17 protein-coding genes and 1 pseudogene are annotated in these 19,090 nt (G+C 51.8%); 3 read left to right on the top strand and 15 right to left on the bottom strand.

Annotation, left to right across the window (positions count from 1 at the left end; translation table 11 throughout):
* Positions 1 to 1,038 (bottom strand): hypothetical protein (locus VIM88_RS00415; RefSeq protein ID WP_414717458.1); only part of this gene is annotated, 1,038 nt, incomplete at its 3' end.
* Positions 1,039 to 1,299: 261 nt separating this feature from the next.
* On the opposite strand from VIM88_RS00415, the gene VIM88_RS00410 reads away from it, so the two are divergent.
* Positions 1,300 to 2,646, top strand: coding sequence for a DASS family sodium-coupled anion symporter (locus VIM88_RS00410; RefSeq protein WP_331860905.1), 1,347 nt, complete (start codon positions 1,300 to 1,302; stop codon positions 2,644 to 2,646).
* Positions 2,647 to 2,648: 2 nt separating this feature from the next.
* Here VIM88_RS00410 and hypA read toward each other — a convergent pair whose 3' ends face one another.
* From hypA to VIM88_RS00345, 13 genes are all read right to left on the bottom strand, one after another.
* Positions 2,649 to 2,990: a hydrogenase/urease nickel incorporation protein HypA gene (gene hypA, locus VIM88_RS00405; protein ID WP_331860903.1), complete on the bottom strand. Its 342-nt coding sequence runs from the start codon at positions 2,988 to 2,990 to the stop codon at positions 2,649 to 2,651.
* Between the two features lie 4 nt (positions 2,991 to 2,994).
* A complete protein-coding gene (gene hypE / locus VIM88_RS00400; RefSeq protein ID WP_331860902.1) occupies positions 2,995 to 3,993 on the bottom strand; it encodes a hydrogenase expression/formation protein HypE in 999 nt (332 codons plus the stop codon).
* Positions 3,994 to 5,115, bottom strand: a complete 1,122-nt coding sequence (gene hypD / locus VIM88_RS00395; RefSeq protein WP_331860901.1) for a hydrogenase formation protein HypD — start codon at positions 5,113 to 5,115, stop codon at positions 3,994 to 3,996.
* A complete protein-coding gene (locus VIM88_RS00390; RefSeq protein ID WP_331860900.1) occupies positions 5,112 to 5,399 on the bottom strand; it encodes a HypC/HybG/HupF family hydrogenase formation chaperone in 288 nt (95 codons plus the stop codon). The genes hypD and VIM88_RS00390 overlap by 4 nt, the downstream gene beginning before the upstream one ends.
* A 1-nt stretch (position 5,400) precedes the next feature.
* Positions 5,401 to 6,195 (bottom strand): hydrogenase nickel incorporation protein HypB, encoded by a 795-nt coding sequence (gene hypB, locus VIM88_RS00385; protein WP_331860899.1) that lies wholly within the window; start codon positions 6,193 to 6,195, stop codon positions 5,401 to 5,403.
* Positions 6,196 to 6,205: 10 nt separating this feature from the next.
* Positions 6,206 to 6,844 (bottom strand): hypothetical protein, encoded by a 639-nt coding sequence (locus tag VIM88_RS00380; protein WP_331860898.1) that lies wholly within the window; start codon positions 6,842 to 6,844, stop codon positions 6,206 to 6,208.
* A 22-nt stretch (positions 6,845 to 6,866) separates the two neighbouring features.
* Positions 6,867 to 9,173 (bottom strand): carbamoyltransferase HypF, encoded by a 2,307-nt coding sequence (gene hypF, locus VIM88_RS00375; RefSeq protein ID WP_331860904.1) that lies wholly within the window; start codon positions 9,171 to 9,173, stop codon positions 6,867 to 6,869.
* Positions 9,166 to 10,971 (bottom strand): hypothetical protein, encoded by a 1,806-nt coding sequence (locus VIM88_RS00370; protein ID WP_331860897.1) that lies wholly within the window; start codon positions 10,969 to 10,971, stop codon positions 9,166 to 9,168. Before VIM88_RS00370 ends, hypF begins: the two co-directional genes overlap by 8 nt.
* Positions 10,952 to 11,503, bottom strand: coding sequence for a HyaD/HybD family hydrogenase maturation endopeptidase (locus tag VIM88_RS00365; protein ID WP_331860896.1), 552 nt, complete (start codon positions 11,501 to 11,503; stop codon positions 10,952 to 10,954). The genes VIM88_RS00370 and VIM88_RS00365 overlap by 20 nt, the downstream gene beginning before the upstream one ends.
* Positions 11,500 to 12,210, bottom strand: a complete 711-nt coding sequence (gene cybH, locus VIM88_RS00360; RefSeq protein WP_331860895.1) for a Ni/Fe-hydrogenase, b-type cytochrome subunit — start codon at positions 12,208 to 12,210, stop codon at positions 11,500 to 11,502. The genes VIM88_RS00365 and cybH overlap by 4 nt, the downstream gene beginning before the upstream one ends.
* Before the next feature lie 48 nt (positions 12,211 to 12,258).
* Entirely contained in the window at positions 12,259 to 13,977 is a 1,719-nt protein-coding gene (locus VIM88_RS00355; RefSeq protein WP_331860894.1) for a nickel-dependent hydrogenase large subunit, read from the bottom strand.
* A gap of 3 nt (positions 13,978 to 13,980) precedes the next feature.
* Positions 13,981 to 15,126 (bottom strand): hydrogenase small subunit, encoded by a 1,146-nt coding sequence (locus VIM88_RS00350; protein ID WP_331860893.1) that lies wholly within the window; start codon positions 15,124 to 15,126, stop codon positions 13,981 to 13,983.
* Between the two features lie 102 nt (positions 15,127 to 15,228).
* Positions 15,229 to 16,704, bottom strand: coding sequence for an FAD/NAD(P)-binding oxidoreductase (locus VIM88_RS00345; RefSeq protein ID WP_331860892.1), 1,476 nt, complete (start codon positions 16,702 to 16,704; stop codon positions 15,229 to 15,231).
* 152 nt (positions 16,705 to 16,856) lie between these two features.
* On the opposite strand from VIM88_RS00345, the gene thiI reads away from it, so the two are divergent.
* Together thiI and VIM88_RS00335 are read left to right on the top strand one after the other, a co-directional pair.
* Entirely contained in the window at positions 16,857 to 18,326 is a 1,470-nt protein-coding gene (thiI, locus tag VIM88_RS00340) for a tRNA uracil 4-sulfurtransferase ThiI (protein ID WP_331860891.1), read from the top strand.
* On the top strand, positions 18,319 to 18,789 hold the full coding sequence (locus VIM88_RS00335) for an MOSC domain-containing protein (RefSeq protein ID WP_331860890.1): 471 nt from the start codon (positions 18,319 to 18,321) through the stop codon (positions 18,787 to 18,789). The genes thiI and VIM88_RS00335 overlap by 8 nt, the downstream gene beginning before the upstream one ends.
* Positions 18,790 to 18,817: 28 nt before the next feature.
* Here the strand turns inward: VIM88_RS00335 and VIM88_RS00330 are convergent.
* Positions 18,818 to 19,090, bottom strand: a pseudogene (locus VIM88_RS00330) (mercury(II) reductase); the annotation flags it as partial.

The following is a 19,090-nucleotide window of genomic DNA, read 5'->3' as shown; positions in this document are numbered from 1 at the left end:
ATCAGCATCAGCTCTGGCATTTTCACCGTTTACTGAGATCCATCTTGCATTACCGACTTCACACCCTTGACCCCATTGGCTTGTACCATCTTTACACTGTACCTGCATTGCAAAGTTTGAACCTGATACCAGTGGAGACTGGGAAAGGTCTGTGATCAGGTCAGTTGTTGTGCGAACAGTATCTGGCACGAATTTAAAGATCGCTCCACCGTCAGCATCTTCTGTCCCTGTACCAGGGCGAAGCTCATCACCACCGATGACCACACCGCTGTCAAGTACGGTCAAACCTTCCCAGGACATTTGAGCCATCGCTGTTCTTTTTACGATATTGGTTGCTGTTGCGTTATTTTCATCTTCGATCACACCATTAGCTCTATCTACAACCGTATGGTTAACTACATTGAGCGGATCGATGATCTCATAGGCACCACCATCAGTCGTCTCTTCCGTAGCCAATACCGTACCCCAAGGCGTGACTCTCAGTCCGTCACATCTTTCCATACCGCGAAGGATCGTAGATACTTCACCCGTTTCAAGGTTCCAGCTTTGAACAGATGGGTTTAGTTTACCGTTAGCAAGAGTTTCTACACCACCTTCGATACAGGAGATGATATGTGTCGGGTTCTCTGCCGGATAGAAGTTGAAAAGGTCCGCTTTGTTCGCTGCTTCACGTGTCAGGAACCTCGCTGTAAGACCGTCAGCCAGGTCGATCGTATCTGCTGCTGTCTTCGCATCTTTTCTCATGACATTTGTAGTGAAACCGTCTTTCTTGGCACCGTCAAATCCGAAATATTCGAGAGATTTGATATAAAGCTCATTCTCTTTTTCTTTTCCGAAGTCTTTGACTACAGAATAGTTGACACCGTCGATCCCATCTACACCATCAACTCCGTCAGTACCGTCAGTTCCAGTTATACTGGTACCATCGACCCCGTCTACACCATCAATTCCATCTATTCCATCCGTACCATCTGAAGTACAGGCAGATAATGTTAAAACCAAAGCTGCTGATGCAGCAATACTTATCCATTTGTTCATTTGTTGCTCCCTTGTGTTGTTTGTACATAAAAATGCAAGGCGATATTAAGAGAAATTGGTAACAAATACATATTATTTCAGTAACATCTCTGTATCCATTTCCTATAAATAAAATTTATAATAGAATTAACACTTGTATATACATAGTATGGTGTCTTATCCTCTCAAAAATATCTTTTACGTATTGTTTAGAACTTCTCTTAAGTTTTTTGAGGCACAATAAAACTAATATATCGTTAGATCAAGGGATGGGGCATGCCAATGGCTGAACAGACAAGAAAAATATTCATAGCGCTTTTACTGGCTGTGATCGCATTCGGGATGATGATACCGTTTTTTACACTGCCGCAGTCACTGATGGCGGCGATCATCGTACTGATGGTGACACTCTGGACCAATGAGGGCTTGCCCCTGGCTGTGGTTTCACTGCTTCCCATCATACTTTTCCCCGCAGCCGGCGTCCTGTCCACCAAAGAGACGGCGGCGAACTATGCGAACCCTATCATCTATCTCTTTCTGGGCGGATTTTTGATCGCCATCGCGGTAGAGAAAACCGGACTGCATAAGGTGATAGCCAACCGGATGCTGAACCTTTTTCCCAGCAGTACACGGGGCATCATCTTTGCGCTGATCATCACTTCGGGGCTTTTGAGCTCTGTCCTTTCCAATACCACCACCGCCTTGCTCCTGCTTCCCATCGCACTCTTTCTTACGGATGAAGTAAAGCTCAAAATGCGTTTGGCGCTGAGTATCGCCTACGGTGCGAGCATAGGCGGGATATTGACCCCTATCGGTACGCCGCCGAACCTGATACTGATGGGGATCATGCAGGAGATGGGGATGAAGGCCATCCCTTTTGTGCAGTGGATGTATATGGTCGCACCGCTGGTCTTCGTGATGTTCATCGCAGTGGGGTCTGTGCTGGCACTGGGACTCGATGGCCACCGCATAGATACGGAACTGGATACAAAACCGCTTGAGCGTGACCAAAAGAAAGTACTCTATGTGATAGCCGGACTGATCCTCATGCTGTTGGTGAATGCGCCGATCAAACCCTACTATGACGGGCTGGGATTGAGCGAAGCGGGTATCCTGCTTACGGCCGGGCTGCTTCTTTTCTCACCGCCTTTTTCCATACTGAACTGGATGGATGACAAAGTGAACATCCCTTTCCGTATCATGTTTCTTTTTGGAGCGGGATTTGCGATAGCAGCGGCAGTGACACAAACGGGAATGGCCGAGGAGATCGCTTCTCACCTGATGGCTTTTGCGACCATGCCGCTGGTGCTCTTTTTACTCGTCATTGCCGCGATGGTCACGTTCACGACCGAGATCACGAGCAACACGGCACTGATCTCCATCATGCTTCCTATCCTCTACAAGGTGGCGGAGCAGACAGGATTTGATGCCACGCTTATCATGATGGTCGCAACGATCTGTGCCTCGTACGCCTTCATGCTCCCTATCGCGACACCGCCCAATGCGATCGCGATGAGTTCCGGTGTGGTCTCGGTCAGAACCATGGCGGGCTACGGTATTATCTTCAATATCCTGGGTATCCTGTTCATCGTCACGGTCGCCCAACTCTTCTGGAGCCGTCTACTGTAGGCTCACTCCATTTCCAGGCTCATCAGATACATATCCTCACCGTCCAGTACGGTCACATCGGTACTGTGACAATGCAGACACTGATAGCGTACTTCACTCTGTTCGCTCTCCTGTTCGCAGACATTGCAGTAGAGCTTCAGGTCCTGGAGCTGCATCACGAATTCCGCCCCGTGACAGATGCTGTGTTCTTTGAAGGTTTCGAAGGCGGTTTCCAGCAGATGCGGTTCCACGCCGCTGAGTTTTCCTATCTTGGTCACCACTTTGGTGATCCTGGCTGCATCATTGGCTTTGGCATGCTCCTCGCATTGTGCCAGAAGCGCCTGGACTATAGAATATTCATGCATGGTATCAACATATCCTCGGCAGCAGTTCGCCCTTGGGCAGGTCAAGATAGCGGCTGCTTCCATAGGCAGAATGCAGGATGACCTTCCCCGGTTTTTTCATGCTGACCTCTCCGATGACGGCTGCATGGCACGTGATATCCAGGCGGTGAAGTACTTCCAGGGCCTTTGGTGCATCCTCCGGGGGAACGGCAAGTATAAAGGTCCCCTCGTTCGCAAGATCCAGTGCCTCGAACCCAAAGAGCTCGCAGATGCCCTGCACGGCATCCTCCACAGGTATCTGTTTCTCTTCTATCTCCAGACAGACAGAGCTTTGTACTGCCCATTCATTCAGCACGGCCGAAAGACCGCCCCGGGTGGCATCACGCATCGCCGAGATACTAATATCGACATCGATCAGGGCCTGGACCGCCGGCCATAAGGTGGCACAGTCACTCTGGAGCTCACCGCTGATCCCCAGACCCTCACGCTCCATCAGTATGGCAGTACCGTGCCGTCCCACATCGCCTGAGACGATGATGCTATGGCCTTCCAGAAGTGCATGGGCCGAGATCCCCTCTTTTCTGATCTCCCCAATGCCTGATGTGTTGATGAACAGTTTGTCCACCGCACCCCTGGGGACCACTTTGGTATCGCCGCAGACGATCTTTGCTTCGCTCTGTTCCAGTTCTTCAGCCATCGCTTTGACGATACGCTCAAGATCATCGAACAAAAGCCCCTCTTCGATGATGAAGGAAGCACTGAGATAGAGCGGTTCTGCGCCCATCATCGCAAGATCGTTCACGGTACCTGCAACGGCGAGTTTGCCGATATTCCCTCCGTTAAAGAAAATAGGATTGACGGTAAAGCTGTCCGTGGTGAACGCGATCCTGCCGTTGACCTCCAGGACCGCGGCATCCTCCGCTGCCAGAAGGATATCATTGGAAAAATGGCGGTAAAAGAGGTCATGTATCAGGCTGTTGGTCTCTTCGCCGCCGCCGCCGTGGCTCAGTTGTATCTGTGTCATTTACACTTCTCCATAGCGGTAATAGGCATTGCAGGCACCTTCGGAACTGACCATGCAGCTGCCCATGGGCGTATTGGGTGTGCAGGCCGTACCGAACACCTGGCAGTCATGGGGTTTGGCCAATCCTTTGAGGATGGTTCCGCAGATACAGAGTTTATGGTCATCTATCGGTTGGGTAGGCAGATGATCGGCGAAGAGCTTCTCCGCATCATACTTGGCATAGGCCTCTTTCAATGCCAGTGCGCTGTGGGGAATATCACCGATGCCGCGCCATCTGAAATGTGCACGCGGTTCCATGAATTTTTCGATCATCGCCTGGGCTTTGATGTTCCCCTCCAGCGTAACGGACCGGTTGTACTGGATCTCCATTTCACAGCGCCCTTCATTCTTCTGTCTTACGATCATCAGGATGCTCTGAAGGACATCGACAGGCTCAAAACCGCTGACCACGACCGGTGTCCCATAGGACTTTGGCAAGGTTTGGTAGATCTTCGCACCGCTGATCACACTGACATGGGCCGGACCGATGAAGGCATTGATCCTGGCACGGTCATCTGCCATGATGGCATCCACCGCAGGAGGTACGAGCACATGGTTGATATGAAAGTAGAGATTGATGATACCTTTCTGTACCGTCTGTTCGAGCAGCGCCGCGGTCATAGGGGTGGTCGTTTCAAACCCTATGGCAAAGAAAACGACCTGTTTGTCAGGATTTTCCAGTGCGATCCTGATGGCATCCAAAGGAGAATAGAGTGCCCTGATATCGTGCCCTTTTGCCCGTTCCAGGGCCAGCGAACTTTTGGAACCGGGAACACGTATCATGTCACCCAGTGTCAGCAGTATGGTATCTTCCATCTGTGCCAGGGCAATGGCATGGTCGATCCGTTCCTTGGGCATGATACAGACGGGACAGCCCGGACCATGGATAAAGTCAATATTTTCAGGGAGCAGCTGCTTCAGGCCGTACTTCATGATCGTATGGGTATGACCGCCGCACACTTCCATGATATGCAAGGGGGCTGTCAGGGCTTTTGCTTCATCGGTGATGCTTTCTGCCAGTGCTATGATGACATCCGGGTTGCGAAAACCGTCATAGAGGTCCTTCAGCTGAAGCCCGCTCATTCCCCGCCTCTGCCGTCACAGTGATCATCGGTCTCGATGACCTGTCTTCTCTCTTCCTCTTCCATCGCTTCGAGCATCTCCCTGTAGAGTTCCAGGCTCTGCTGAGCCTCTGCCTCATCTATCTTGTTCATCGCAAAACCGACGTGGATCAGGATGTAGTCCCCTATGTTGATCTCATCGGCCATCAGGTCGAGGCTGACATGGCGTTGGATCCCCATCGTGTCGACGGTGGCCATGTTGTTCTCATCGATCTCTACGACCCTGGAGGGTATGGACAGACACATCTTACGCTCTCATCTTTCGTTTGAAATCGATCCACTCCACGACGGACCGTATGGAGTCCTTGTCGTTGATGTTGATCTCGAGTATATCGACATTGGGCTTGATGCGTCTGGCCTGGGCTTTTTCGTTTTCTATATCATACGTGAAGTACGGCAAAAGATCCGTTTTGGTTATGAGCACGAGATCGGCCTGCCGGAACATCACGGGATACTTGGCTATCTTGTCTTCGCCCTCGGGTACGGATACCAGTACGATGTTCAAGTGTGTGCCCACATCATAGGAGGCGGGACAGACAAGGTTCCCGACATTTTCCACAAAGCAGACATTCAGGTCATCCAAAGGCATATCATGCAGGCCTTTGTGCACCATAAAGGCATCCAGATGGCAGGCGGAGCCTGTCTGTATCTGCACGGCGGGGATGCCCTTTGCCTGAAGTCTCTCTGCATCTTTGCTGGTCTCGAGGTCACCTTCTACCACACCGAACTTGAAATCAGCCACCTCTGCCATCTGTTCCAGTAAGGCGGTTTTCCCGCTGCCCGGACTGCTCATGAGGTTGATCCCGAGGATGCCTTTTTTCTCAAGGTGCTCTCTGTTATGGGCAGCCTCATGGTCGTTTTTGTCCAGGATCTTCCGGATGACCGAGATCGTTTTGGCATCATTGAGCTGCGGATTATGGTGCAGATGCTCATGCGCCTTTTGATGCTCATGTGAATGGCTGTGCCCTTCGCTTTCATGTTCGCTTTTATGGCTGTGTTCCATGACACTATCCGTGATGCTGCATCCGCAATCTGTGCACATTTCTATTCTCCTATCCTAATAATATATGGGTGCCGACAAACACTGACATCAGACCGGCAGCGGCAAATGCCCTTCTTACATTCTGCAGGTTCCCCAGAAAGTGCTGATTGATGTAGAGGATCAGCATGCCGAATGCAAGAAACACAAGCATCACACCCAAGGTAAAGAGCGCGACCATCGACAGGTCCACAGTTCCGCCCTGGACGGCTCCGAGCGTAATGAGCATACCCCTGACACCGCCTGCACCCATCAGAAGCCCGAGCGAGAAGGAGGAACCGTTCTCCATGCCGTTATGCTGATGCGACTTTCCGAACCAGATATGTATATGTTCTTTATCCTGATGGGTATGCTTGTGCAGATGGATACGCTGTGTCAAAACCATCACAAGCAGGTAGAGCCCCAACCCGATGATCACGATGGCAGAGATCACATCCCCATAGGATAAGAGTTCCTCAGAGAGGTCTGCCTGCTGCAGCAGCTTTGCAAAAAGAAAAAGACTCAAGCCGTGACCGAGGGCGAACAGCGAGGTAATGAGCAAGGTCTTACGTCTGTTCTTTCCTATGGAAAAGTCGGCAATGGCAGTAAGATGGTCCGGTCCGAATGCATGCAGTATGCCGTACCAGAAAATGAGTAGTAGTCCGGTTTCCATCTTGCCTCCTGTATCGTTTTAATTATAGGGTCTTTTCATAAAACTGTGTTGAAAATGCCTGTTCTTCACAGCCAACATCGAGTGAGAGATGATGCAGTGCATACCACGCCTGTCCGAGGGCTATCCCTCCATCATTGACGGCGGTCTCTTTTTGAAGGTAGCAGGTACGATTTTCTCTCTGACACCGCTGCATGATCTTTTCGATCAGGACCCTGTTCTGGAACACCCCGCCGGAAAAAAGAAGCGGCAGCTCGGGATGTCTGGAGGCAAAATGAAATATCATCTCGACCACCGTATTAAAGAACATGGAGACCATCACTTTTTTGTCTTCTGCTTCTCCCATGGCCTTGATCATCGGTCCCAGGGAGATCGTACCGTCACGGACCTCGAAAGGAAAGCTCTCTGTGATACGCGCAACCACATACTGCTCCATCTTCAATCCGCTCTCCCCTTCATAACCGGAGAGGTGTACGATGCCCGCCAGACTGGCCACGGCATCAAAAAGCCTTCCCATGGAACTTGTCAGGGGCGCATTGATGCCCTGTCCCCATGCCCGGTGCAGCTGTATGATCTCTGTTTCCGTGAACTGTTCCCGTGCCGGAGACCTGAGCGAAAGTATCTCGGTCAGCGTGTAGGACTCAAAAAGCAAGGCGAGCGCAGCCCTGCGGGGTTCTTTGATGGCTTTTTCCCCTCCCAGCAGACGAAAAGGTGCCAAGGATGCCAGACGGCTATAGGTCACGTTGTCCGCTATCATCACTTCCCCGCCCCACAGGGTCCCGTCATCCCCATAGCCGGTACCGTCAAAGGCAAAACCCAGGACTGGCTCATTCAACCGGAACTCTGCCATCCCTGCCAGGAGATGGGCATAGTGGTGCTGCAGTGTGATCAGCTGGCATGCCGGATGCTCTGCTTTGTACTGTCCGGCCCATTGTGTCGTCATGTACCCGGGATGCTTGTCGCAGACGATCACTTCGGGTTCAAGGTCATAAAAGCGTTTAAAGGTGTCCAGGGTGCGTTCAAAGAATTCAAAGGCTTCGAGCGAATTCAGGTCACCGATATGCGGGCTGAGTACCACTGTATCCTCAAAGAGCAGTGCCATGCTGTTCTTCTGGTTCGCCCCTACAGCCAGGATCTTTTTGCTGCTTCTGAAGGGCAGTTTGATGCTCCTGGGCGCATAGCCCCGGGAGAGCCGCAGGGTGATCCTTTCATCGCCTGCCATTTGGAGGACACTGTCATCATTCGCATTCAAAATTTCACGGTCATGATCGAGTAGAAGGTCCGCAACATTTCCGAGCTTTTCCAGTAATTCTGTACTGTTCCGTATGATGGGTTCATCACTCAGATTCGCACTGGTTGCCACCAGGGGAACCCCCGCTTCTTCGAGCAAGAGATGGTGCATGGGCGTATAGGGAAGAAAGGCGCCTATGCGGTCAATTCCCGGGGCAACGAGGCCGCTGATGTTGCTATGGGGTGCTTTGGGAAGGAGAACGATCGGCTTCTCTCTGGAGGTGATCAGTTCCCTCTCTTTTTCGGATAGATCAGCTACTGTCTCGAGTGCTTCCATATCAGGAAAGAGGACCGCAAAAGGTTTTCGGGGTCTTCGTTTGCGTTTTCTCAGCGTTTCTACCGCGTGGGTATTGGTGGCATCACACAGCAGGTGGAAACCGCCAAGCCCTTTGACCGCAACGATACTGCCATTTCTGATGGCACTGACCGTATCCGCAATGGCTTGGCCGCCTTCAGTCAACACGTTACCTGCTCCATCAAGCAGTCTGAGTGTCGGCCCGCAATTCGGACAGCTGATGGGCTGGGCATGAAAACGGCGATCAAGCGGATCGGAGTACTCATCGTGACAGCTCTTGCACATCGCAAACCGATGCATGGAGGTATTGGGCCGGTCATAGGGAAGCGTTTCCATGATGCTGTAGCGCGGTCCGCAGTCGGTACAGTTGATGAAAGGGTATCCGTAGCGTCTGTCAGAGGGGTCGTTCATCTCCTGCAGGCACTTTTCGCAGACGGCACTATCGGGTGAGACCAGAGCAGATCTGTCACTTTGCCGCTCACTCTGAAGGATCCGGAAATCGGTATAGCCTTGAGTGTGGGAGTTCTCACTTGTAAGCGTGTCCAGCCGCGCAAGCGGAGGCAGCTCGCTTTTGAGGGAGCCCATAAAGGCCTCTATCGCACCCTCTTCGCCTTCCGCTTCAACGGTCACCCCGGCAGCGGTATTGACTATATATCCGTGCAAATGGTACCGGCGGGCCAGCTGATAGACAAAAGGTCTGAAACCTACACCCTGCACGATACCGGTGATATGCAGTCTTCTATTCACTTCCAAGGGTGATCGCTCCCAGTGCGACATTGGCATTGTCACTGCTCAAACGCTCGTTTCTGTAGATCTGGTAGTTGACGCTTAAACCGTTATAGGTCCGCATCAGCAGCTGACGGTTCTCAAAGAGGCTGCCGCTGAGCGCCACGCCCTCTATACCGATATTGGCATCCGCATTTTCTGCCTGCTGTGCTATAAAATCTGCCAGAGAATCGATAAACCCGAAACTGAGCAGATAGTCGTCGAGCCCCGCCAGTTTGAAGCTCATGGCCGAGCGGATAGCAAGCCGAAGGTCAAGCTGATACCCCTCTTCCGTGCTGATCACCTTGTAATCGATACGCGGGCCGGATTTTCCGTTGAACTCTATAGCCGTTGCTTCCAGTGTCTGCGCCGCTTTCAGTGCATCATTCCCCTCATACAGCCCGATAAAGACAGCCGCCAGTGACCAGAGCCTGGTCATAGCGGAGAGGTCTGTGTGCGTGTGGAACACTGTGCGTGCTATTTTCTCATATAATTCAGGAAAAGTGTTTTGAAAATTTTGGATGAGTCGCGTTCCGCTCTCGTTCATCGTTGCGATCGCCTCGAGCATATCTTTGGGCTGAGACAACTCCATATCACGGAACAGGACCATCGGGGTATAGCCTATTTTAGGCGAAAAACTGAAGATGTGGGAGACATTTTCACGACTGAGGTGTATACCGCATAGCGGTCTGGATCCCAGCGCTCTTTCCACGACAATGGAACGCAGTGCCGCATGCGCAGGTTCAAAATGTATGGCCTTGGCAAAGCGGTCAGCATCGTCATCGGCAGCATAACGCAGGTAGGGCAGATCCGGCAGATCCAGCCTGGTGGCTATTCGCAAGCCGTTTTCATCACCAAATGCCTGGTACCCCTTATACTCGCAAAAGGAGGGATGTTTTAAGGCATAGGAGGTTTTCCATGGCAGCATGTCACGTCCCGGCGTAATGATCAGATGCTCTTCAAGGGCTGTCGCCGTGCGGAGCGTCGGTATACGGTCGCAAAATACGGCATCGATGCCCTTGTCCTTTAAAGCGGTCAAGAGGGCCAACGTGATCTTGTCATCTGCAAAAAACACAGGGTAAAAAGGTTCGTTCAGTTCAAGTTCGGCACGAAATCTCAGTTTGGGCTTGAGACGAACGGCAGGTTTCTCTACCATCATCAGCGAGTCGAGCTCCCCCTGCGTGATCAGAAATCTTTCAGAAATATCGGCAGGGTTCCCAAATACGATACCTTCATGCTTGTAGACGTTCAAATGCAGCAGAGAAAAGTGGCGGACGCCATTATAGGTCGGCAGGGAGAGTTCACCGGTTTCACTTAAAGTCTCTGCCAATGCCCTGAAAAATGCTTCCGGGGTGTCTGCCGTGACCCCTGTGAAACTTTTTAACGCATCCAGCAAAAGCGTACTTTCGCTAAAACCGCACACATCGCAGAGCTTGAACGGGTCCAATGTGTGTATGATATGCTTCTGGCATTCCGGACAGAAGGGGATCTGGAACGGAGTGTTCTTTTCAGACAATCTCGCCGGGAGCCTGTCACACTCTTCGCCCTCTGTCTCCTGTATCGTGTAGTTTTTCAGAAAAAGGGATCTGGGCACCAGAGAAGAGATCTGCTCTGCCAGGGCTTCGAGTTCAGCCTGATTGCCTGAAGCTTCGATCTTGTAGTGGTTCCCGTTTACAGCAAGGCAGACCGGAATCACCGAAAGCTCCTGGATACGGTTCAGCAGACGCGTGAACAGTCCATTGTCGTGGATATATTCGAACTTAAATGTGATATGCATCATGGGCAGCCCTGAAAGAGTTTGGAATGATGGTTCGCATATCTACTTCGGCTTTTTGTACGGCATCCATTCCCAGCGATCTTAAATACCCCAGCAGGGTGGTTTCCATCAGCGGCACTGCGTCGGAGACAGCCGGGGAAAGGGAGAATTCTGTGATCTCTATCACTGTGGGTACCACTCCCATGATCATCGTTGGCGGACGGTCGCCTGCCAGATCCATCATGTTGAGTGTCTGCAGCATCTCCACTTCATGCGCACTGCCCTGCCAGTCCACCGCATCGGGTACGGCATCAAAGTCAAAGAAGTAGACCTCCCCCGCTTTCACGCCGGGGGCATTGATGGTATCGACGACGATCAGATGGTCATAGTCCACTATGATGGGGATAAGCCTTTGGGCCAGGGTCCCGCCATCGATCAGGTCGATCTGATGTTCCCCCTCAAAGGCGTACTTCTTTTCGATGTAGTTAATGAAATGGACCCCGATGCCTTCATCTCCGAAGAGCAGGTTTCCTATACCAAGTATCAGTATCTTCACGTATTCTCTTCTTTCTCTTTTTCACGTTTTTCTTTTTTCAGGTGGTAATCGTATCCGGTGAACATCACGTCCAGTGCCCCGTGTTTAAAACGGATAGCCGACCAGATGACCATATAGATATGGATAGGTATGAAGATCAGGAATCCCCACACGGCAATATGATGAACATACCGAACCGTCGCAAGCCCGCCCATCCAGGCTTCAACGGCACGCATCGGCTCATAGAGCCAGCCGCCCAAGCCCTGATGATAGACATGGACGTAGAGCACCAGTCCCGTCACAGAAGCGATCACAAGCAGCAGCATAATGGCGGTGTAGGTCAGGAACTGCAAGGGGCCGTAGACCCCTTTTTTACGCAGCTCTCCGATGAAGAAATAGGATTTCAACTGCGTGATCCATGATCTCAGGCTGAAGAGGTCTTTGAGGGAACGCAGTTCGCCTTCACTGTCCTTTCCGAAGAAGAAGAGATAGATCCGAAGGAGACCGGAAGCGATCAGGATGAATCCCAGGATCAGATGCCACTTGGTCCATTCGGCATAAAGGAGCTTATCCGTGGAGCCGTCAGAGCTAAGGAACGGATCTGCGATATAAAAGCCTGTGATGATCAATCCTGTGACGACAAGGGCACGTATCCAGTGCAGGACCCTGTTGCCGCTGCTGTAAACGAAGTCAGGGTGTTCTACAATATACTCTTCAGGTTTTGCCATGGTTCTTTCTCCTTCTTCTCTATGGTTCAAAGAAATCTGTTTGACAGGCTAACAGGCCGCTGCGCTGCTCATCGGATTGACCTTGAATTCGCTCAGTTCTCTTCCCTTGATATCCATGACATGCACAGAACATGACATACACGGGTCAAACGAGTGGATCACTCTCAGTACCTCCAGCGGTTTGGTGGGGTCTTCCAGTTTCAGCCCGACCAGAGATGCTTCGTACGGTCCGACCGTACCATTGCCGTCCATCGGTCCTGCATTCCAGGTGGTAGGGACGACAGCCTGGTAGTTTTCGATCAGACCGTTCTTGATGCGCACCCAGTGGCTGAGCGTTCCTCGTGGTACTTCACCCATAAAACGTCCAGTATACTCTCTGGAAGGATCGATATCAAACTTCGTGTAGGTACTGTCATCGGTCTTGATATTCTCTACCAGTGAATTGAAGGTAGTGATCGCATTGTCCGAGATCAGTTTGGTCTGCAGCATCCTTGCTGCGGTACGCCCCAGCGTCGTAAAGAGCGCCTCTACGGGCAGTCCTGTACGTTCAAGAAAAGCGCCTACTTCGGCCTGGACCTTTGCATTGCCACGGGCATAATTGACCAGCAGACAGGCCAACGGCCCTACCTCCATCGCTTCGCCGTCATAGCGGGGCGACTTTACCCAGGAGTATTTTTCGGTTTCGTTGATGATCTTTGCTTCTCCGTTGACCGTATCGCCGTCCACAAAGCCCGTATAGTCAGGTTCGGTGACCCCGTCGTAAGGCTGAAGGGAATCCGTTCCCTTGTACCAGGCATGTGTCACATCCTCTTCGATCTTCATATCGTCGATGTCGAAAACCTGGGAGAGGTCACCGTTCTTGATGTAGCCGCTCTGGAAAAGGTTCTCTGTACGGTTGAGCATAAATGCCTCACCGGCAAGGAAGTTCTTGACCCCTGCTCCGCCCAGAACGGTCTCTTCCGTACCATAGGCTTCCGCAGCCATCACGATATCGGCATAGTAGGCACGGTCGATAAAATCTTTGACAATTTTATATTTTTCTTTCCACTGCGCCAGACGTGTCGGGCTCAATATGTCACGGACACAGGTCACCCCGCCTACGACAAGGCTCTGGGGGTGCGGCTGTTTAGCTCCGAAAATGGCGAACATCTGCGCGGCCACACGCTGTATCTCCAGTGCTTTGAGGTAATGCGAAAGCGCGATCAGGTTCTGCTCGGGTGAGAATTTATAGGTCCCGTTCCCCCAGTAGGCATTGGCAAAGGGTCCCAGTTGTCCCTTGTCCACGAACTCCTTGACCCTTTTTTGCACCGCAGTGAGCTCATCTGTCCCTGTCGCTATAGGCAGGTCGGCATATTTGAAAGCCAGCTTGGAGGCCTTTTCAGGGTCCGCGCTCAGCGCCGAAACGATATCGACCCAGTCCAGTCCGTGCAGATGGTAGAAATGCACCACATGGTCATGCATGTAAAGGGATTCGTTCAGGAGGGAACGCACCAGTTTTGCATTATACGGGGCTTCCACACCCAAGGCATTTTCCACCGCCTCTACACCGGCTTTATAGTGCGAATAGGTACAGACACCGCAGATACGCTGTGCCATAAGCCCCGCATCACGCGGATCACGCCCTTTTAAAATGAGCTCGATCCCTCTCCATAGCGTTGAGGAGGAGTAGGCTTTTTGCACCACATTGTTCTCATCCACTTCCACTTCGATACGCAGATGTCCCTCGATCCTTGTGATCGGATCGATCACTACACGTCTGTTCCCCATGACCTACTCCCCCTTCTCATCATTTTTATTCATAAAGATGCTCGCAACGGCATGTGCTCCGATACCCACCAGTGTCGCAGTGAGGAGCGTTGCTCCCACCTTGTCGACGGTTGCATTGAGCCCCATCACCAGATGCGAATCGATCGGTTTTTCCAAAGGCCCCATCGTGTCCCAGAAATCAGGTTCGGAACATCCCATGCAGCCATGCCCTGCCCCGATAGGCCAGTTGACATGCTGATTGAAGCGTTCCGTGGAGCAGTTGTTGAAAGTATAGGGCCCTTTGCAGCCCTGTTTGTAGAGACACCATCCGTCTTTGGCGCCTTCATCCCCGAAGCTCTCCACAAACTCGCCCGCATCGAAATGACCGCGGCGTTCACAGAGATCATGGATACGGTTGCCATAGGCCCATTTCGGACGATGGTATCTGTCCAGCGCAGGAAGGGTGCCGAAGAGCAGGAAGTGCATCAGGGTTCCCACGATATTGGAGGCGCTCGGAGGACAGCCGGGCACGTTGATGACCGGCTGTGAAACCACCTGGTCCACTCCTTTTGCCCCGGTAGGGTTCGGCGCGGCCGCCTGGATACCGCCAAAAGCGGCACAGGTGCCTATGGAAAAGATCGCTGCGGCATCTTTGGCCGCCGCGGTCACAAGACTGAGTCCCGTTCTTCCCTGTGCACCGAGGGTCAGATACTGGCCGTTCATGGCTGTAGGGATACCGCCTTCTACCAGCAGAACATAGCGACCTGCATACTTTTTCAACGCATGCTCCAGGTTCTCTTCCGCCTGCCATCCGGCCGCGGCCATCAGTGTTTCATGGTATTCCAGAGAGATATAGTCGAAGATAAGGGAATCGATGGTCGGCGCATCGGAACGGATCAGCGATTCGCTGCATCCTGTACACTCCGCCATATGCAGCCACATCAGGGGCACACGGTCTGCCAGTTTGGCAGCTTCCGCGAACAAAGGGGTGAACTGGGACGGCAGCGCCAGCATGGCTGTGACACCCGCAGCCCATTTCATGAAGTCACGCCGTTCTATCCCGCGGCTTTCAAGCATCTCTTCTACGGACTCTTCTTTAATAGAAGGCAACTCATACAACGCCTGTATACGCTCTTTCGCTTTCGCATAAAGTGCATCAAAACCATTCATGTTCGACCCCTTTTATTCTATTGATGGATCAAGTATATCATAGTAACAATACTAAAATCAATACTTTTAAATAATCTGAACTTATCTCAATGTTACCGCTCTCTAAAACCACCCTCTCAGCATCAGATACCAATACATAGGTTTTAACTGGTAGAGGTCAAATGCCCACCAGATGAATCGCGGTTCTGCCGGATCGAGGAACGTCACGGTCGGTGCCAGCCCTTTGTAGTTGAACTCTGCCATGATGATCTTTCCGTATTCTGTTTTCAAAGGACAGACCGTGTAGCCGTCAAATTTTTCTTTTAGCGGTGTGTTCTCAAGCTGAGAGACCAGGTTGCTGACCACGATCGGACCATGGTGTCTTGCCGACCCGCCTGTTTTACCCAGCGGTATACCGCACACATCCCCGATACCGAAGACATTGGGGTATCTTCTGTGCTGCAATGTGAACTGGTCTACTTCCAGGTAGCCTTTGGCCGATCCTTTCTGCCAGCCCAACGGTGAGTCGGCCAGGGCCTTCGGCGGTCCCATAGGCGGTACGATGTGGATGAAGTCATAGCTCATCTCGACCATTCTTTTTTCTTCGATCATGTCATACTCTTCCAGATCTTCATCATATTCGCCTTTGACCTCATAGGTCTCTTCAAAGGTGGCGATCTTTTTCGCGGTGTCGATCGCTACAAGGTTGTGTCTGAACTTGTTGGTGATGGTGTCATATTGGCTCTGTACCTCGGTCAGTGATGCTTCTATCTCAGGGATACCAAAGAGCTTGTCCTTTGCCGTGGCATATATAAAGTCACCGGCCAAACCTTCTTTTTTCAAGTGGTCGGCACTCAGGTAGAGTATCTTTTGCGGTGCACCGCCGCATTTGACAGGTGTGTCCGGATCGGTATAGATCGCTCTGGGTTTTTTCCCGGAGGCGGAAGCTTCTTTCAGCGCCTGGAACCATTCCCACGTGATGTCTCCGCCGTCCGCGGTACCTTTCTCCATATCGTTCAGGTAGACACTGGAGATACCGTTCTTTCCGATATCCTCTTCCTTCAAGCCTTTGATCCGGTCATAATGGTATACCATCCCTGTACCCACGACCATGGCATCATAGACCACTTCTTCCCCTGCACGTGTCGTGACCTTGTTGTGGTCAGGGTCAAATGTGGCTACCTCGTCCTTGATCCAGCGGACATCATCGGGGATGAACGCTTTGTTCTCTTTGACGATATCATCGAAGGTGTAGAGTCCCGCGGCTACGAAGACCTGTCCGGGCTGATAGATGTGTTTTTCATTCGGAGCGATGATCGTGATCTCTGCATTGGGGAGCGCGCTGCGGAGTCTGGCCAGTGCCATGATCCCCCCTGCTCCGGCGCCAACGACCACTATTTTGGCCTTTTTGTCACTTTTTGTACCTGCTGTCTCCTCCGCCTGCAGCGAAGGGGACATCCCCATCATTGCGGATGCACCGCCGACACCCATCATTTTGAGTGCCGTTCTTCTGCTTATCCCCTCAGTCTCAGAGGCTTCGGTTTCACCATGTAAAAGGTCGACCAGCGGCTTGCTGTGTTCTATTTTTTCTTTCTTCACTTCAAGATCCTTTATCCCTGTTATAAATTTAGTATATGACAAAGAAAATTTATAAATACTGAAAATGTTCAAATACGCCAGCATATCTATAGATGAGGCATTTAATCCAGCTGTGATATAATGCCGTTTATAAAAAAGAAGGCTGCAGTATAGTGGAAACTCCCGTAATCAAAACGCAAAAATTCATCCTGAAACTTTTTCCGGAGATCATGGTCAAAGGTTCTTCGGCCAAAAGACAGATGGTAGGACAGCTCTATAACAATCTTGTCAAACTCCTCGGACGACTGTCCGACGAGATCAAGGTCAGAAAGTTCTCCGATAAACTGGAAGTGCTGACACCCCTGGAGCTGGTGACGGAGGTACGGCAGACCCTGCTTGATACCCCGGGCATCGAGCAGGTGCTTGAAGCGCTGCAGTTCGATGGCATGGATACGCTGGACGCCATCAAAGCGAAGGTCAATGAAGTGATGGCCCGCGAGGTTTCAGGCAAAACCTTTGTGGTGCGTGTGAAGCGTACGGGGAAACACGCTTTCAATTCACCCGAGATAGCAAGAACGGTCGGCGGCTATATGCTGGCACAGAGCGATGCGAAAGGTGTGGACCTGCATGATCCCGAGGTCACCGTCCGCATCGAGCTGATCAACAACCAGCTCAACATCATCACGGACAAATACGCCGGGCTCAGCGGTTTCCCTCTGGGTACGCAGGGCGATATTCTCTCGCTGATGTCGGGTGGTTTCGACTCTACGGTGGCTTCCTACCTTACGATGAAACGGGGGATCAAGACCCACTTCATCTTCTTCAACCTCGGAGGGATCGCCCATGAGATCGGTGTCAAGCAGGTGGCGTTCTACCTCTGGAACAAGTTCGGTGCTTCCCACCGTGTCTCTTTCACTTCCGTGCCTTTTGATGCAGTGATAGAAGAGATCTTCCGTTCCACGCATGAGAGCTATATGGGGGTCACGCTGAAACGCTTGATGCTGATAGCGGCTGAAAAAGTGGCGGACGAGATGGGGATCGACGCCCTGCTGACCGGAGAAAGCGTGGCGCAGGTCTCCAGCCAGACCCTGCGCAACCTCGCACTCATCGACCAGGTGACCAAAAAGCTCGTCCTCCGTCCGCTTGCGACGATGAACAAACCGGAGATCATCGATATCGCGAACAAGATCGGCACACGCCGTTTTGCAGAGAATATGCCGGAGTACTGCGGTGTCATCTCCAAAAACCCCATCACTCACGGTTCCTACAAGCGTATGGAAGAAGAGGCAAGGCGTTTTGACTACGCTGTACTGGACAAAGCTGTTGAGGATGCACAGAAGATCTATGTCGATGAGATCATCGATGATGTCACCAGTGCGGCACCCGTAGAGGTCGTACATGATCTAGACAGCGACAAGTATGTGGTGATAGACATACGCGCCGAAGAGGAGTGCATCGAAACGCCGTGTGAAAGCATCAAGATACCGTTCCACAAGCTCAAGACAGAGTTCAAGAAGCTGCCGAAGGACAAAGAGTACCTGCTCTACTGCGAAAAGGGCATCATGAGCCAGCTCCATGCCCAGTACCTGCGTGACGCGGAAGATGCCAAAAATGTAAGGGTGTACAGACCTAAGAGTGACTAGAAGTATGACCCTGCATGCCATACTCATCGGAGCTAAGGCCAGAGAGCCTTTGCACTATGTAGAAAGTGTCCGTGCCGTAGAGGGCAGAGGTCTGGAGGGTGACCGCTATTTTTACGGCCAAGGCACCTTCAACAAACCCCAGCTCTCCCAGGATGTCAGGGAGATCAGCCTACTCCCCTATGAATCCCTTGCCGAATGCAACCGCCGTTTAAAGAGCGATCTGGACTTTCCGGACCTGCGCAGAAACCTTGTCATCACACACTTCGATGTTTCCCTGCTGGAAGAAAAGGTCTTTACCATCGGCACGGCCAAATTCCGCATCGTACGTACCTGCCCTCCCTGCCGCTACCTCTCCAGACTTCTGGACAAAGACATGATGGCGGGTTTGAAGTACATCGGCGGGTACAGGGCCGTGGTCGTGCAGAGCGGGGATATCCGTGTCGGGGATGAGATCACCTTTTAGAGATAGACTTCTCCGGATATACAGTTATTCAGGTGGAACAGTCAAACTCATTCTCTGGCATGGAAAAGGTGTCGGCTGCAAGCTTGACCGCTTCTGACAAGGTAAAATAGGGATGCAGCATCTCACGCAGCTCGCTCACTTTAATGCCGAATTTCATCGCCAGTGCCAGTTCCATCAGCAGTTCAGAGCCTTCAGGGGCCAAAATGCGTGCCCCTACCAAAGTGTCGTTCTCTGTGTTGCGAATGAGTTTGATGAATCCGCGGGTATCGTTGGCCAGGACGGCACGCGGTACCTGGCTCAT

Source organism: Sulfurovum sp. (assembly GCF_036568385.1).
GTDB lineage: Bacteria > Campylobacterota > Campylobacteria > Campylobacterales > Sulfurovaceae > Sulfurovum.
This window is presented reverse-complemented; position numbering and strand designations above follow the sequence as displayed.